Origin of the sequence: Pantoea anthophila (assembly GCF_026104315.1) — a bacterium.
GTDB classification, from domain to species: Bacteria; Pseudomonadota; Gammaproteobacteria; order Enterobacterales; family Enterobacteriaceae; genus Pantoea; species Pantoea anthophila.
The window spans coordinates 1,962,591-1,979,222 of record NZ_CP110473.1; the positions used below are offsets into that span (position 1 = coordinate 1,962,591).

14 protein-coding genes are annotated in these 16,632 nt (G+C 59.9%); 10 read left to right on the forward strand and 4 right to left on the reverse strand.

The genetic code is table 11. The annotated features are described in order from the left end of the window. Positions 1-289 precede the first annotated feature (289 nt). A complete protein-coding gene (locus OJ965_RS11655; protein ID WP_265135775.1) occupies positions 290-1,756 on the forward strand; it encodes an MDR family MFS transporter in 1,467 nt (488 codons plus the stop codon). Positions 1,757-1,795: 39 nt separating this feature from the next. On the opposite strand, the gene OJ965_RS11660 is transcribed toward OJ965_RS11655, so the two are convergent. Both OJ965_RS11660 and OJ965_RS11665 read right to left on the reverse strand, forming a co-directional pair. Beyond that, a complete protein-coding gene (locus OJ965_RS11660; RefSeq protein ID WP_009090146.1) occupies positions 1,796-2,095 on the reverse strand; it encodes a DUF1161 domain-containing protein in 300 nt (99 codons plus the stop codon). A gap of 45 nt (positions 2,096-2,140) precedes the next feature. After that, positions 2,141-2,464, reverse strand: a complete 324-nt coding sequence (locus tag OJ965_RS11665; protein ID WP_046101855.1) for a DUF1283 family protein — start codon at positions 2,462-2,464, stop codon at positions 2,141-2,143. A 133-nt stretch (positions 2,465-2,597) separates the two neighbouring features. Here OJ965_RS11665 and OJ965_RS11670 point away from each other — a divergent pair, with 133 nt between their 5' ends. Further along, positions 2,598-2,924: a YnfA family protein gene (locus OJ965_RS11670; RefSeq protein WP_265139267.1), complete on the forward strand. Its 327-nt coding sequence runs from the start codon at positions 2,598-2,600 to the stop codon at positions 2,922-2,924. Between the two features lie 30 nt (positions 2,925-2,954). Here the strand turns inward: OJ965_RS11670 and ydfG are convergent, their stop codons facing one another. After that, entirely contained in the window at positions 2,955-3,701 is a 747-nt protein-coding gene (ydfG, locus tag OJ965_RS11675) for a bifunctional NADP-dependent 3-hydroxy acid dehydrogenase/3-hydroxypropionate dehydrogenase YdfG (RefSeq protein WP_009090152.1), read from the reverse strand. Positions 3,702-4,102: 401 nt separating this feature from the next. Here ydfG and guaD point away from each other — a divergent pair, with 401 nt between their 5' ends. From guaD to dcp, 5 genes are all read left to right on the forward strand, one after another. Further along, the gene (gene guaD / locus OJ965_RS11680) at positions 4,103-5,431 is read left to right on the forward strand and encodes a guanine deaminase (protein ID WP_265135783.1); all 1,329 of its coding nucleotides are present in this window, start codon (positions 4,103-4,105) and stop codon (positions 5,429-5,431) included. Then, complete coding sequence (xdhA, locus tag OJ965_RS11685) at positions 5,428-6,870, forward strand: xanthine dehydrogenase small subunit (RefSeq protein WP_265135785.1); 1,443 nt, start codon at positions 5,428-5,430, stop codon at positions 6,868-6,870. The genes guaD and xdhA overlap by 4 nt, the downstream gene beginning before the upstream one ends. Then, positions 6,860-9,226, forward strand: a complete 2,367-nt coding sequence (gene xdhB, locus OJ965_RS11690) for a xanthine dehydrogenase molybdopterin binding subunit (protein WP_265135787.1) — start codon at positions 6,860-6,862, stop codon at positions 9,224-9,226. Before xdhA ends, xdhB begins: the two co-directional genes overlap by 11 nt. Next, positions 9,213-9,989 (forward strand): xanthine dehydrogenase accessory protein XdhC, encoded by a 777-nt coding sequence (gene xdhC / locus OJ965_RS11695; protein WP_265135789.1) that lies wholly within the window; start codon positions 9,213-9,215, stop codon positions 9,987-9,989. The genes xdhB and xdhC overlap by 14 nt, the downstream gene beginning before the upstream one ends. 61 nt (positions 9,990-10,050) lie before the next feature. Then, a complete protein-coding gene (gene dcp / locus OJ965_RS11700; protein WP_140028563.1) occupies positions 10,051-12,096 on the forward strand; it encodes a peptidyl-dipeptidase Dcp in 2,046 nt (681 codons plus the stop codon). 38 nt (positions 12,097-12,134) lie between these two features. On the opposite strand, the gene hpxO is transcribed toward dcp, so the two are convergent. Next, positions 12,135-13,292, reverse strand: a complete 1,158-nt coding sequence (hpxO, locus tag OJ965_RS11705; RefSeq protein ID WP_140028562.1) for an FAD-dependent urate hydroxylase HpxO — start codon at positions 13,290-13,292, stop codon at positions 12,135-12,137. A gap of 603 nt (positions 13,293-13,895) precedes the next feature. On the opposite strand from hpxO, the gene OJ965_RS11710 reads away from it, so the two are divergent. From OJ965_RS11710 to ampC, 3 genes are all read left to right on the forward strand, one after another. Further along, positions 13,896-15,077 (forward strand): glycosyltransferase family 4 protein, encoded by a 1,182-nt coding sequence (locus OJ965_RS11710; protein ID WP_265135795.1) that lies wholly within the window; start codon positions 13,896-13,898, stop codon positions 15,075-15,077. Positions 15,078-15,144: 67 nt separating this feature from the next. Next, positions 15,145-15,390, forward strand: a complete 246-nt coding sequence (locus OJ965_RS11715; protein ID WP_009090169.1) for a hypothetical protein — start codon at positions 15,145-15,147, stop codon at positions 15,388-15,390. Positions 15,391-15,419: 29 nt separating this feature from the next. Beyond that, on the forward strand, positions 15,420-16,574 hold the full coding sequence (ampC, locus tag OJ965_RS11720) for a class C beta-lactamase (protein WP_265135798.1): 1,155 nt from the start codon (positions 15,420-15,422) through the stop codon (positions 16,572-16,574). Positions 16,575-16,632: the final 58 nt, after the last annotated feature.

Genomic DNA, 16,632 nt, shown 5'->3' on the forward strand with positions numbered 1-16,632 from the left:
AAATGTAGACAAAATGCGTATTTACCTACTCTTTTTCAGTGAACACTGAGAAAGATGCTTTACTCCTATAGCAGCCCTTTACCCGGCAAGCCAGCTTTTCAGCCTTTCCTCGGTGAGTGAGAAAGTGGTTAAAATGGTGTTAAGGCCGCGTAGCCACTGGGCTGATGCGTCAATAAAAAAAATTCATCGACTTTTAGTGACACCGTCACAGATGGTGCAGGAAATGCGCACGTTCAGGAAACTGCACGGGCTGATTTTCAGCTAGCCTTGCTGATAAAAAAGGAACCCTATGACTGAAAGCGCACAACTCCGGACCGGACACCGCCACTGGATACTGATTGCCTGCATGCTGGCGATGTTTATGGCGGCTATCGAAGTCACCATCGTGGCCACCGCCATGCCCACCATCATTGCCGACCTCGGCGGTTTTTCGCAGTTTGGCTGGGTCTTCTCCATCTATCTGCTGACGCAGGCGGTCAGCGTGCCGCTCTATGGACGGCTGGCGGATAAGGTGGGGCGTAAAACCATGTTTTTTACCGGCACCTCCCTTTTCCTGCTCGGATCGGTGCTGTGTGGCTTCGCCCACTCCATGACCTGGCTGATCCTGTTCCGGGCGTTTCAGGGACTGGGGGCGGGGGCCATTATGCCGATCAGCTCCACCATCGTGGCGGACATCTATTCGCCGCGCGAGCGCGCCAGCGTTCAGGGCTGGCTCTCCAGCGTCTGGGGAGTGGCGGCCATCGTCGGGCCGCTGACCGGTGCCTGGCTGGTGCAGCACTTCAGCTGGTCCGTGATTTTCTGGGTCAATCTGCCGATTGGCCTGATCAGCATGCTGATGCTGGCGCGCTGGTTACCGGCGCATCAGCAGGAGGAGAAATCAGCTCCCCTCAACCTCGCGGGCAGCGGCTGGCTGATGCTCTGCGTCTCCGCGCTGCTGGTGGCGCTGTTGCAGGCGGAGCTGCTCGGATACTGGCTGATCCCTTTTCTGCTCTGTTCACTGCTGGCAGGCTGGCAGCTGAAACGCCACGAGCAGCGGGCCGCGGCACCGCTGTTTCCGCTGGTGATCTGGCGCAGCCGGCTGATCATTGCCGGTAATGCGGGCAACCTGATTATCGGCGCGGCCATGATGGGGATCAGTGCGTTTCTGCCGACCTGGATTCAGGGGATCCGCGGCGGCACGCCGTTACAGGCGGGCAGCGCGCTGGCGATGATGTCGATTGGCTGGCCGCTGGCCAGTACCCTGAGCGGCAGGCTGATGCTGCTGACCTCCTATCGCTTTACCGCCCAGCTCGGCGCGCTGCTGCTGGTCAGCGGCAGCGCCTTACTGCTGCTGCTTCAGCCCGCGAGCTCACTCTATCAGGCGGGCTTTACCGCCTTACTGATTGGCACCGGCATGGGGATGACCAGCACCACGTTTCTGGTCTCCGTGCAAAACGAGGCGGACTATCAGATTCGCGGCATCTGTACTGCCTCGGTGATGTTCAGCAGGATGATCGGTTCGGCGGTGGGCACGGCGATCATGGGGGCGGTGCTCAATCTCAATCTGCAGTGGCGGCTGCCGCAGGTGGCCGATCCGGTGCAGCAGATTATGTCTGAACCCAGCCGTCAGCAGCTGGCGCCACAGGCGCTGCAGCAGATGGTGCAGGCGATTGCAGCCTCACTGCACTGGGTGTTTGTGGTGGCGCTGGTGATTGCGCTGTTTGCGCTGGGTGTGGCGTGGATGATGCCGCGTCAGCGGCCGGAACAGGCGGAGTAAACGGCAGGGCGACAGACCGTCGCCCTGATTAACACAGGTTTATTGCTGCGCAGGCGCGTCCTGAGAACTGCCGGCACTGGCGGGCACGCTGGCCTCGTCATCCCGGCCGGTGCGCTTGTAAACAATCTTCTGGCTGTCGTTTTCACAATGCCCGACCACCTGACCGCCCGCCTGATCGACCTGATCGTTGGCGACGATGTCGAGAGTGAAGCCCGATTCAGGCACGCCGTTCTGAACAATTTTCTGACTGATGTCGGCTTTTACCGATTCGCAGGAAGCCTGCGCCATCAGCGGCAGCGAGAACAACGCTGCGGTGAACAAAACCCTCTGTAGCTTCATCACGTCTTCCTTATGTTAGTCGTCCGTCATTACTATAGCGCAAATTCAGGGAGTGACCGGGCGGCCTGAGCGTCGGTCCAGACAGCGCAGGGTGTTGGGCTCCCAGTAGGCGTTCAGATTGAGGCTCTGCTCGCACTTGTCGCGGGTGTCGAACGCGCGGTCGGTTTTATCAAACTCTTTTTCTACGCGGCTGTTCACCTTGTTGCGCAGCATCCGCGTGTCATTCCATTGCTCTTTATTCTGGCGAGCCGCTTCGTTACTCAGCGCAGAACTGCCATCTTCGATGATCAGGCGGTTGGTGGTCGCACCCGCCGTGAAGGCGGTACCAGACAGCAGAACCAGAAGCAGAGCAGGGATCATTTTTTTCATCAGACTATCCTTTCGTTATCGCCAACATCGCCATCCGGGACGGCTGTTGCAGCGGGTCCGGGTAGTATATCATCGCCGTTTCTTTGCTCACCAGTGGTGCGTGGTTTGTTTAAGTTCAGGAGAGGTATGGGTGCTGATTAAAACCGCCTTGCTGTTTTTTATCACCGCCCTGGCGGAGATCACGGGCTGCTTTCTGCCGTGGTTATGGCTGAAAAAAGGCGGCCCGGTCTGGCTGTTACTGCCTGCGGCGGCCAGCCTGGCGCTGTTTGTCTGGCTGCTGACCCTGCATCCTGCCGCCAGCGGCCGGGTCTACGCCGCGTATGGGGGCGTCTATGTGCTCACCGCGCTGCTCTGGCTGCGGGTGGTGGATGGCGTGAAGCTGAGCATCTGGGACTGGAGTGGCGCACTGATTGCACTCAGCGGCATGCTGATTATCGTTCTGGGCTGGGGGCGTGGCTAGCGCCAGCCGGGAGAGCTGGCGCGCAGAGGATTAAGGCTTGTGCACCTTCAGGCCCGCCAGCGTCTGGCTGACCGGCATCATCTCCAGCGTGTTGATGTTGACGTGCGCTGGCAGTGTGGCCACCCAGTAAACCGCTTCCGTGACATCTTCCGGGGTCAGGGCGGTGGCACCCTCATAGACCTGACCGGCTTTGTCATCATCACCTTTAAAGCGGACGTTAGAGAACTCGGTGCCGCCCACCAGCCCCGGTTCGATATCGGTCACGCGCAGCGCGGTGCCGTGCAGATCGGTGCGCAGGTTCAGGCTGAACTGCCGCACAAATGCCTTTGTGGCCCCATAGACGTTGCCGCCGGCATAGGGCCAGCTACCGGCAATCGAGCCGATATTGATGATATGGCCCACGTTACGCTCGACCATCTGTGGCAGCAGGGCGCGGGTCATATAGACCAGGCCTTTCGTGTTGGTATCGATCATGTTTTCCCAGTCTTCCACACTGGCTTTGTGCGCGGGCTCTATGCCCAGAGCCAGACCGGCATTGTTCACCAGGATATCGATAGCGCGCCACGCCGCCGGTAACTGCGCCACAGCTTCTTCGATGGCGGCGCGGTTCCGCACGTCCAGCTGGACGGTGTAGAGATTCTCACCCAGCTCATCTTTCAGCGCTTTTAAGCGTTCGGCGCGGCGTCCGCTGGCGATCACTTTGTGCCCGTTTTTGATAAAGCGGCGGGTAATACTTTCACCAAAACCGGCCGTCGCACCGGTGACAAAAATAATCATCTCACTGTTCCTTATGCCATTTTCAACGTCGATGGCTTCACCATAGCATGCCATTTCGGCTTCTGCGCGCAGAAAAACGGGCAGGGGGGTAAACCCCTTTTTACGGGCAACGTCCTGCGCCTTTTCAGGGCGCACTGCACCGTTAAGGGGCAGGGCAGCAGCCAGCCTGCGCGTCAGACACGCCGCCAGAATCGGCAATTTAGCTTCGCAACCGATTGCGACATGAAAGCAAACGGTTGCTATGCTTTTTACAGGCTTTTTTGTTGCGCAACAGGCGGAGGTTTCTCTAAGTAACTGATATTTATAGATTTTATAGCAGAGTAAATCTGGCACGCAGGTTGCAAAGAGTTAAACAGAGAGTTAACTGCACCACCTCATCGCGCTTTCAGAAAGGAAACAGCATGCACCCAGCAACCGACACGGCGATACGCGCCAGCTTCTTTGACTTCACCGGCGTGGTGGATCATCCCGATGATCTGGCAACGCAGGCCCGCTATCTGGAGGATGGCGTGTTGCTGCTGCGTGACGGACGTGTGGCCGGGCTGGAGAGCTGGGAAACGGCTGAGGCGAAGCTGGCGGGTCTGCCGGTCACTGACCTGCGCGGCCGGCTGATCGTGCCGGGCTTTGTGGACACCCACATACACTATCCGCAGACGGAGATGATCGGCGCCTTTGGCGAACAGCTGCTGGAGTGGCTGAATCACTACACGTTCCCGGTAGAGGCGCAGTATCACTGCCCGGATCATGCCGCCCGGATGTCCGCCTTTTTCCTGCACCAGCTGCTCTCCAATGGCACCACCAGCGCGCTGGTCTTTGGTACCGTGCACCCGCAGTCGGTCGAGGCGCTGTTCAGCGCCGCCGAAGCGCTGAACATGCGGCTGATTGCCGGGAAAGTGATGATGGATCGCAATGCGCCGGACAACCTTACGGAAACCCCGGAACAGAGCTATCAGCAGACCCGGGCACTGATTGAACGCTGGCATCAGCGTGGCCGGCTGAGTTATGCGCTGACGCCGCGTTTTGCCCCGACCTCTTCGCCGCAGCTGCTGGAAAAAGTGCAGCAGCTGCGTCAGGAGTTTCCCGACACCTGGCTGCACACCCATCTCAGCGAAAACCCGCAGGAGGTGGCCTGGGTTAAAGCACTCTTTCCGGAACGCGACGGCTATCTGGATGTGTACCACCATCATCAGCTCACCGGCCGCCGCAGCGTGTTTGCCCACTGCCTGCATCTGGAAGAGAAGGAGTGGCAGTGTCTGCACGACACCGACTCCTCAATTGCCTTCTGTCCCACCTCTAACCTGTTCCTCGGCAGCGGCCTGTTTAATCTGAAACGCAGCTGGCAGCAGGGCGTGAAGGTGGGAGTGGGCACCGATGTCGGCGCGGGCACCACCTTTAACATGCTGCAGACCCTGGGCGAAGCCTACAAGGTGGGCCAGTTGCAGCACTACCGGCTCAGCGCCGCCGAAGCCTTTTATCACGCGACGCTGGGCGGGGCGCGGGCACTCGATCTCGACCACGCCATCGGGAATTTCAACACCGGCAAAGAGGCGGATTTTGTGGTGCTCGATCCGGCGGTTTCTGCCCTGCAGCAGCTGCGCATCGGCAACAGCAAAGATATCTGGGAAAAACTTTTTGTCTTAATGACGCTGGGCGACGACCGCAATATTGCCCAGACCTGGGTGGCCGGTCGCCCGATCTGGCAGCGTGACGCACAGGAGCAAGCCGCATGATCCAGTTTCTGCTCAATAACCAGCTGGTCAGCGAAACCGCGCTCGACCCCAACCTCACTATCCTTAACTATCTGCGTACCCGCCAGCAGCGGCCCGGCACCAAAGAGGGCTGCGCCTCAGGCGACTGTGGCGCCTGCAGCGTCACCCTGGGCAAAGCGGTGGATGGCAGGATGCAGTATGAAACGGTCAACAGCTGCCTGACCCTGGTCTCCACGCTGCAGGGTAAACAGCTGATCACGGTTGAAGATTTACGTCACGGACGGGCGCTGCACCCGGCGCAGCAGGCGATGGTTGACTGCCACGGCTCGCAGTGCGGCTTCTGCACGCCGGGCTTTGTGATGTCGCTGTTCACGCTGCAAAAAAATGCCACGGGCTGGGATCGTCATCAGGCGGAAACCGCGCTGGCGGGTAATCTCTGCCGCTGTACCGGCTACCGGCCCATCATGGCGGCCGCCGAGCAGCTCTGTTCGCAGCCGGTGACGGATCAGTTTGATCACAGCGCCGCGGGTACCGTGCAGCGTCTTGAAGCGCTGGCGACCCCGGAGATGCAGGAGACGGGCGCAGCAGGGCGGCGCTGCTTCCTGCCTAAAACCCCGGCGCAGCTGGCGGAGATCTATCTGGCGCATCCCGAAGCGGTACTGATTGCCGGAGGCACCGATCTCAGCCTGCAGATCACCCAGCAGCATAAAAGACTGCCGCTGCTCATCGCCCTGGAGCAGGTCGCCGCGCTCAAAGTCTGCAGTGAATTTGATGACCATTATCTGCTGGGCGCAGGCGCGTCGCTGCAACAGGTCAGCGATTTTCTGGCCAGCCGCATCCCGGGCGTGAGCGAGATGCTGCAACGCTTTGCCTCCCTGCAAATCCGTCTGCAGGGCACGCTGGGCGGTAATATCGGCAACGCCTCCCCGATCGGAGACGCATCGCCCATGCTGCTGGCGCTGAACGCCAGCCTGATACTGCAACGCGGCGAGCAGCAGCGCTGCCTGCCGCTGAACGACTTTTTTACCGGCTACCGGCAGACCCGGCTGGAAAAAAGCGAGTTTATCCGCGCGATTCGCATCGATAAGGTGACGGTGTCACCTGACTTTGTCGCCTGGAAAGTCTCCAAACGGCTGGATGACGACATCTCAGCGGTCTTTGCCGCCTTTAACCTGCACACCGATCAGGGCATCGTGACCGACGCCCGCGTCGCCTTTGGCGGCATGGCGGCCACGCCGCAGCGGGCACAGCACTGTGAACAGGCGTTGATCGGTCAGCCCCTTAATGCCGTGACGGTGTCACGTGCAGCGGCCGCACTGGCCGACGATTTCCAGCCGCTCTCCGATTTTCGTGCCAGCAGCGCCTATCGGCTGCAGGTGGCGCGTAACCTGCTGCGCCGCTTTCTTCATCGCTATAATGGCGAAATAACCTGTACCGAGGTGACCCGCTATGTCTCATAACCGTCCTAAACTCAACGAAGCGGTAATCAAGGCGCAGTATGCCGCCGATCTGCAGAGCGGCGTGGGCCGCAGTAACTGCCATGAAAGCGCGGAAAAACATGTCTCCGGGGAAGCGCGTTTCATCGACGACAAGCCGGAGCTGCCGGGTCTGCTGCATCTCTGTCCGCGCCTGAGCGAGCATGCGCATGCGCGGATTGTGCGCATCGACGTGCAGCCCTGCTACGCTGTGCCGGGCGTGGTCAGCGTGTTAACCTGGCAGGACGTTCCTGGCATCAATGATGTCGGGCCGCTGGAACCGGGCGACCCGCTGCTGGCGCATGACAGAGTCGACTATCTGGGGCAGATCGTCCTCGCCGTGGCGGCGGAGTCGCCGGAGGCGGCCCGTCTCGGTGCCGCCGCCGCAGTGATTGACTATGAGGTGCTGGAACCGCTGCTGGATGTGGAGCAGGCGCTGGCGCAGCGCAGTTTCCTTCAGGAACCGCACGTGCATCAGCGCGGTGATGTGGAAGCGGCACTGGCACGCGCGCCGCATCGGGTCAGCGGCGCGTTTCACATCGGCGGACAGGAGCATTTTTATCTGGAAACCCAGACGGCGATGGTGATCCCCGGCGAAGATCACCAGCTGCAGGTCTTCTCCTCAACGCAGAACCCCACCGAAGTGCAGAAGCTGGTGGCAGAGGTGATGGGCATCAGCCTGAATCAGGTGACCATTGATATGCGGCGTATGGGCGGCGGCTTTGGCGGCAAAGAGACGCAGGCGGCCGGTGTGGCCTGCCTCTGCGCCATTGTCGCCCGTCAGACCGGACGGGCGGCGAAGATGCGGCTCTCCCGCCGCGACGATATGCGTGTCACCGGCAAACGTCACCCCTTCTTTGTGCGTTATGAGGCGGGTGTGGAGGAGGATGGCCGGCTGTGCGGCATCAAAATCGATCTGGCGGGAAACTGCGGTTATTCACTGGATCTCAGTGGATCGATTGTCGATCGTGCCATGTTTCACGCCGATAACGCCTATTACCTTGGCGATGCGCGGATCACCGGCTATCGCTGCCGCACCAATACCGCCTCTAACACCGCCTATCGCGGGTTTGGCGGCCCGCAGGGAATGGTGGCCATCGAGCAGATTATGGATCACATCGCGCGGGAACGCGGGCTGGACCCGCTGGAACTGCGCAAGCGTAACTACTATGGCAAGCAGGAGCGCAACATCACTCATTACCACCAGCAGGTAGAGGACAATCTGCTGGATGAGATCACGGCGCAGCTGGAGGCCAGCAGCGACTATCAGGCGCGCCGGGCGGAGATCAGCGCCTTCAACGCCCGCAGCCCGCTGCTGAAGCGCGGACTGGCGCTGACGCCGGTGAAATTCGGCATCTCCTTTACCTCCAGCTTTCTCAATCAGGCAGGTGCCCTGATCCTGATTTACACCGACGGCACGGTGCAGCTAAACCACGGCGGCACCGAGATGGGCCAGGGACTGAACACCAAAGTGATCCAGATTGTCGCCGAGGTGCTGCAGATTGAGGTCGATAAGATCCAGATCACCGCCACCGACACCGGTAAAGTGCCTAACACCTCGCCAACCGCGGCCTCCAGCGGCGCGGATCTCAACGGCAAAGCGGCGCAGAATGCCGCTGAGATTCTGCGTGACAGAATGACGGAGATGCTCTGCAGGCTGCATGAGTGTGATGCCAGCGCGGTGAGTTTCCGCAACGGCGTGGTGCGCGCCGGGGATAAGCATTACACCTTCGCCGAGGTGGCAAAGCTGGCGTGGCTGAATCAGGTGCCGCTCTCTGCCACCGGCTACTACCGCGTGCCGGGGATTCATTACGACCGGCTGGCGGGGCGCGGCAAGCCGTTCTACTACTTTGCCTACGGTGCCGCCTGCTGCGAGGTGGTGATCGACACCTTAACCGGTGAATCGCGCCTGCTGCGTGCCGACATCCTGCATGATGTCGGGGCCTCGCTGAATCCGGCCATCGATATCGGTCAGGTGGAAGGGGGATTTGTGCAGGGCGTGGGCTGGCTCACCTGTGAAGAGCTGGTCTGGAACGACAAAGGTCAGCTGCTGACCGATGGACCGGCGAGCTACAAAATTCCGGCCATCAGTGATGTGCCAGCCGATCTCAGGGTCACGCTGGTGGAGAACCGCAGGAATCCAAAGGATACGGTGTTTCACTCCAAAGCCGTGGGTGAGCCGCCATTTATGCTGGGCATTGCCGCCTGGTGTGCGCTGCAGGATGCGGTCGCCAGCGTCGCCGACTACCGGCAGCACCCTCATCTGGATGCCCCTGCCACGCCGGAGCGGATCTTCTGGGGCGTGCAGCGTCTGGCAGGAGCAGAACATGATTTACCATGACTGGATAGGCGTCCTGCATCAGCTGCGGGAGAAGCGGCAGAGCTGCGTCCTGGTCACCGTGCTCAGCGAGCACGGTTCGGTGCCGCGTGACAGCGGCAGCAAAATGGTGGTGACGCAGCAGGAGAGCTTCCTCACCATTGGCGGCGGTCATCTGGAGTTTCAGTGCATCGCCCAGGCCAGAGCGATGCTGCAGAGCGGGGCAGGTGCGCCCCATACCGAGGAGTACAGCCTGGGCGCACGACTGGGCCAGTGCTGCGGCGGCAAAACCACACTGCTGTTTGAGCCTCTGCTGCAGGCGCAGCCGGAAATCTATCTGTTCGGCGCCGGGCATGTCGGCCAGGCGCTGGTGAACCTGCTCTCTACGTTACCCTGTCACATTAACTGGATCGACAGTCGTCCCGGTCAGTTCGGCCACGTGCCTGCCGGTGTGGTGACGCATCAGCCGGAGGAACCGATCGAGTGCGTGGCGGAGGCTCCCGCCGGGAGCTACTTCATTATCATGACCCACCACCATCCGCTCGATTTTGCGCTGTGCGAAGCGGTGCTGAAACGCAACGACTTTGCCTATGCCGGGGTGATCGGTTCAGAAACGAAAAACCAGCGTTTTCGCTACCGGCTCGCTGGCCGTGGCGTTGGCAGTGAACCGCTGGCGCGGCTGCGCTGTCCGATCGGTCTGCCTGACGTCAAAGGCAAGCTGCCCGCCGAAATCGCCGTGGCGATTGCAGGTGAAATAATCAGCGTCTATCAGCAGCGCATCGCCTGAGTTGTCGCCTCAGCCGCAACCTGTCAGGATAGGCCTTTGCGATGCCCATCAGGAGCGAACCATGAACGCCCGTCAGAATCCCTTCTTCAGCGTCAGCACACTGCCTTATCAGGCGCCCCCTTTTGATCAGATCCAGCAGCAGGACTTCCTGCCCGCGCTTGAGGCGGGCATTGCGGAAAAGCGTCGGGAGATCGATGCGATTGCCCATAACAGCGAGGCTCCCACCTTTTCCAACACCTATGAGGCGCTGGAGAAGAGTGGACAACTGCTCAACCGGGTCAATCTGGTGTTCAGCGCCATGACCTCCGCGCATACCAGCCCCTTGCTGCAGCAGGTGGATGAGGAGATTGCGCCGCAGCTCACCGCACTTAACGATGACATCATGCTCAACCGGCCGCTCTTTTCCCGGCTTGACGCTGTCTATCTGCAGCGCGCCAGCCTGGACAGCGAATCAAAGCGGCTGGTCGAGGTGGTCTGGCAGCGCTTTCAGCTGGCGGGAGCTAACCTGCCGGAGGCGCAGAAACTGCAGCTCAAAACGCTGAATCAGGAGGCGGCGCGTCTCAGCACCCGCTTCACCAATAAACTGCTGGCGGCGACGCAGGCGGGTGGTCTGGTGGTCCGGGATGCGCAGCAGCTGGCGGGGCTCTCCCCGGCCGACCTCGCGGTGGCGCAGGCGGAAGCGCGGGCGCGCGGGCTGGAAAACAGCTGGCTGCTGGTGCTGCAGAACACCACGCAGCAACCGGCGCTGCAGAGTCTTTCCGATCGGGCGACCCGTGAAGCGCTGTTTCAGGCGGGCGTGACGCGCACGGAAAAAGGGGATGACAACGATACCCGCGAGCTGGTGTTACGGCTGGCGCAGGTCAGGGCGGAGCAGGCCCGGCTGCTGGGCTTTACCAGCTATGCCGCCTGGAAGCTGCAGGATCAGATGGCAAAAACCCCTGAGGCGGCGCTGGCCTTTATGCGCAACATCGTGCCTGCCGCGCGTGCCCGTGCGGAACGGGAAGCCGCCGCGATACAGCAGACGATCGATCAGCAGCAGGGCGATTTTCTCCTGCAGGCCTGGGACTGGCGTTTTTATGCCGAACAGGTGCGGCGTGCCCGTTACGATCTGGATGAGAGCCAGATCAAACCCTATTTCGAGCTGAACGCGGTGCTGCACAATGGCGTCTTCGAGGCAGCAACGCGGCTCTATGGCATCCGTTTTACGCCGCGTCAGGATCTGCCGGTCTATCACCCGGATGTGCAGGTCTATGAGATTTTCGATGCTGATGAGACGCCGCTGGCGCTCTTCTACACCGATTTCTTTAAGCGCGACAGCAAAGGCGGCGGCGCATGGATGAGTAATTTTGTAAATCAGTCGACGCTGCTCGACAGCAAACCGGTGATCTACAACGTCTGCAACTACACGAAACCGCCTGCCGGTGAGCCGGCGCTGCTGAGCTGGGATGACGTGATCACGATGTTCCACGAATTTGGTCATACGCTGCACGGCCTGTTTGCCACGCAGCGCTATCCGGGTCTCTCAGGCACCGAAACCCCGCGCGATTTCGTCGAATTTCCGTCGCAGATTAATGAGCACTGGGCCAGCGAGCCGTCGCTGTTCCTTCACTACGCCCGTCACTATCAGACCGGGGAGGCGATGCCGGATGCGCTGCATGAGAAGATCGTCCGCGCCGCTCAGTTCAACAAAGGCTATGAGATGAGCGAGCTGCTGGCTGCCGCCCTGCTGGATCAGCACTGGCACGGCCTGACGCCGGACAGCGCACCGCAAAGCGTGGCGGGATTTGAGCAGCAGTCGCTGCAGAGCGACAACCTGGCGCTGGCGGCGGTGCCTCCGCGCTATCGCTCCAGCTATTTCCAGCACATCTGGGGCGGCGGCTATGCTGCCGGGTATTACGCCTATATCTGGACGCAGATGCTGGCGGACGATGGCTATCAGTGGTTTGTGGAGCATGGCGGGCTGACGCGGGAAAACGGCGAGATCTTCCGGCAGAAAATTCTGTCGCGGGGCAACAGCAGCGATCTGAAAACGCTGTATGAAAGCTGGCGGGGCGCCGCGCCTCAGCTGGAGCCGATGCTGAAAAATCGCGGTCTGGCGGAGGAGTAAGGTGACGGGCTGTCTCACTGACAGCCCGGTTCAGGATCTCAGCCCAGCGGGCCACCTTCGATGGTTTCACACATACCGGCCAGCACCCGCTCGCCGGTTTCGCTTTTCAGTGACTGATACCACGCCGCGGTGATCGCCGGGTCGTGCGCGTGGGTCACCTCGCAGCGTTTACGGGCTTTCAGCACCAGATCTTTGACCCGTTCCACCCGTCGCGCCTGATAGCGCAGCAGCGCATCTTCGATCCCCAGTGAGTGAGACGCCAGCGTCGCGGCCAGCACCACCGCATCTTCCATCGCCGCGCAGCCGCCCTGACCGATATCGGGGGTGGTGCTGTGCGCCGCATCGCCGAGCAGGGCGACGCGGCCTTTTACAAAATGGCTGAACGGCTCGATGTCATGGATCTCAACCCGGTTGGTGGTCTCAGGATTGATGGCCGCGATCAGCTGCTGAACCGGCTCAGCCCAGCCCTGAAAATAGCCGGTTAAATCGGCTTTCACCGTGCTGCGATCCTGCGGCAATCCTTTCGGCAGCGGCACATCAAAGAAGAAGTAGAACCGGTTGCCACTGACCGGCATCAGCGATACCCGCTTGCCGTCGCCGACAAACGTCGTCCACTGATCGGCAGGCGCGATGCGTTCATCAATGGTCACCAGTCCGTTCCAGTTAACGTAACCGGCATAGCGGCGCTCCAGCTTCTGCTCCAGCACATACTCGCGCACCACCGAATGGGTGCCGTCGGCGGCAATCAGAAAGTCGCCCCGCGCCTGACTGTTATCAGTGAAGGTGGCAATGACGCCCTCTGCGGTCTCTTCGACCTGGATGACCCGCTTGCCAAACTGCACCCGTTCACGGCCAAAGGTATCAATCAGCATCGCCTGCAGTTCAGCACGCGCCACCGGGCAGGGATATTCGCCGACCTGCTGCACCAGCGGGGCCATACTGAAGCGGGTCAGGGGCGCGCCGGTTGCGCCGTCGTGATAGGCCATATAGGCCATGTTGCCGCCCAGTGCGCGCAGTTGCTCTTTCATGCCCAGCGCATTCAGGCACTTTACGCCATTAGGCCAGATAGAGATCGCCGCGCCGACCGGCTTCATCTCCTGCACGGCTTCAAACACCTCGACTTCTATTCCGGCTTTTTCCAGCGCAATGGCGCTGCTCATACCGCCAATCCCGCCACCAATCACGATTGCTTTCATAATGCTCTCCTGTCTGCATAGAGAGGTTGCTGCAACTTTTGTACCAGACCGGCGCATTCTGAGTGCACGTTAATAATTTGATGTTAATTCATTGGGTTAGAGGGTGTAAAAGGCGTTTATGGCGTAGGGCCTGACACCTGAAACTGCACCATGATGTGGCAAAGCAGCGGGTCAGCGTGGTGCAGGCGCGGGTGCGCTGTATCATTTGTTTCATCGGCAGCGGGCTGACCACCTGGCGTAATCATCAGCGCGTAGGGGGAACCGTCTGCTTTCTGTTTCGTTTGTTTAAAAGTTTTAAACTATATGCGTCATTTCAGGCGATATTAATTTTCACAAATAATTAAACATTCACATAACAAATGGTCCGTTTATTGCCCGTATAAATAGCGGGATATTCAACAAGGGGTTAGCCTGACACAAAAAAACACAGGTGTTACGAAACTGAGAAAAGACCGCTGTTATGCCTGCTTTATCACCGGAAGCAATCATTAGCAAAAGCGGAGAGGCCGCGCCACGCGGGCCTTTTTAGGATATTGCTCAGACGAAACAGCCGCAGCTGCATGCTATAGATGATGCCGTATACAAGGACTCTGGAGAGCGTGCATGAAAATTGGAATTACGAATAATCAATATCCGGAGCAGCGTAATATTTTAGTGAATCCGGCAAACGAATATATCAATCTGAAAAAAGGCAATCTGTTCTATTTTATTAATCCCCTCCGGACCCGCCTGCTTAAGAAAAATAAAACCTTCGTCTTTCAGCCGGTGCCGTTTTCAGGCGCTTCACGGGCTGACATCCTCCATCTGTTCAATGAAGTTGCGATCACCCACCAGAAGTGGGTCGCCTCGTTTGAAACCGAGCTGCCGCGCGTGCTGCCGGTGCCCGGCGTCGCCAAGCGGGATAACCCGGAGCTGAAGCGCTTAATTCCTCATCTGTTAAAAGAGAACTGCCTCGGATTGATTGCCATCTCCGACGCGACGCTGAATATTCAGATGAAGCTGTTCAGCCCGGATGAGGCGCAGAAAATCCGGCGGAAAACGCTGGTGCTGCATCCGCCCCAGACGCTGTTTGTGCAGCATAAGACGCCACGCCAGCCGGGTGTGCTGAAGCTGGTCTTTGCCGGTAATGAGTTTTATCGCAAAGGCGGAGCGGAAGTGGTGCTGGCGATCAGTGAGCTGATTGAAGAGCGTCGCCTGGAGGAGTCGCAGCTGGACGTGCAGCTGATCGGCGAACTTACCAAACGTCACAACGTCGCCCATCGCCAGTTTCAGGATGATGACGCCTTTTATCGCGGCATCGAGAGCCGCATCGCCCGTTACCGCTGTTTCACGCATCAGGCGCGGATGGATAACCGTGAACTGATGCAGCTGTTCCGCGAGAGCGACGTCGGCCTGTTGCCGACCTGGCAGGAGACCTACGGCTTTTCCGTACTGGAGATGCAGGCTAACGGCTGTCCGGTGATCACCAGTAATGTGCGGGCCCTGCCGGAGATCAACCCTGCCAGCGCGGGCTGGGTCATCGCCAGTCCGCTGAACGCCGATCGCGAATACAGTATCACCACGCCGGAGCAGAAATCGCAGCTGCGCCGGTCGCTGGTGGAGGGGCTGAAAGCGACGCTGCTGGAGATCGTTGAGCAGCCGGAACGGCTGCAGGAGAAAGGCGAGGCGGCGATCCTGCGCATCAAAGAGCAGCATGATACCCAGCGTTACATCGCCAGACTGAACGATATCTACACCCGTGGCGTAATAAATGCCACCCAACACCCGCCTGTGGTCTCAATTTGATAAGATTTCCCTGACGCTGCCCGCCAGACTGGCCATACTAGGGGCAGCGTCCTACAGGAGAACTCTTATGAAACGCATCATCACGCTGCTGCTGTCCGGATTACTGGGCAGCAGCGCTTTCGCTCAGCCCGCTTCGCCTTTTCCGGCCCGCGCCCCCCTGGTTCAGCTGACACCTGCGGCGGCCCGCTGCGATCTGGCGGCCTGTCAGTCCAACTGCTATGTCGAACGCTCCCACTGTAATACCCGCGACAGCGGTGCCTGCAGTACGCAGGCGCAGATCTGCGTGCAGGCATGTGCTGACCAGTGTAAATAATCTGACCCGGTGAACCCTCTTCGTTGCTAATGAAAAAGTCTCTGTTTTGTTTTGTTCTGTTTTCGCTTTCTGTCCGCTGTGTCGCCGCCGATCTCTCTTCACAGCAGGTCACTTCTCTGGTTAAAGCCGCGATTGAACCGCTGATGGAGCAGCAGGCGATCCCCGGTATGTCGGTGGCGGTGCTTTACAAAGGCCGGACGCAGTTTGTGAATGCGGGCGTGGCCGACACCGATTCGGGCCGCCGGGTCACAGAAAACACGCTGTTTGAGCTGGGCTCGGTGAGTAAAACCTTCACCGGCACCCTGGCGGGGATTCTGATCCGCAACGGTGAACTCCGCCTGAACGATCCGGTGCAGAAGGTCTGGCCGCAGCTGACAGGGGCGCAGTGGCGTCCGGTCCGGATGCTGCACCTGGCGACCTACACGGCGGGCGGGCTGCCGCTGCAACTGCCGGAGGCGGTCACCGATCAGGCGTCGCTGCTTCGCTTCTATCAGGAGTGGCAACCGCAGGCGGCACCCGGTACGGTTCGCCAGTACTCCAACGCCAGTATCGGTCTCTTCGGCGCGCTGATGGTGAAGGGGGACTTTGAGGCGGCGATGGTGAAATCGCTGTTTCAGCCGCTGCGCCTGACACGCACCTTTATTACCGTGCCGCCGTCGATGATGATTAACTACGCCTGGGGTTACAAAAATGGCCAGCCGGTGCGTGTTTCCCCCGGCATGCTGGATGCCGAAGCCTATGGGGTTAAATCGACCGCTCGCGACATGCTCACCTTCATGCAGGCCAACAGCGATCCAAACGGCCTCTCTGCCGGCAATGCCGTGCTGCGCAATGCCATCCGCACGGCGCAGTCGCGCTATTTCAGAACCGCCAGTTTCTATCAGGGGCTGGGCTGGGAGATCTATGACTGGCCCGTCAGTGCTGACACGCTGATCGCCGACAGTGAGAATGGCGTGGCGCTGAAGCCGCAACCGGTGACCCGCGTGGAACCGGTCGGGCCCTCCCGACGCGCCAGCTGGGTGCATAAAACCGGTTCGACCAACGGGTTTGGTGCCTATATCGCGTTTATCCCGGAGAAGAACACCGGCATTGTGATGCTGGCCAACAAGAGCTACCCCAATCCGCTGCGCATCAGGGCGGCGTGGCAGATTATGCAGGCGCTGGAGCAGGGCACAGCAGAGTAACGACGGATACGCGCCGGACTTGCGGTGGTACCTTCTGTTCATTTGCGCTAAAATAAAA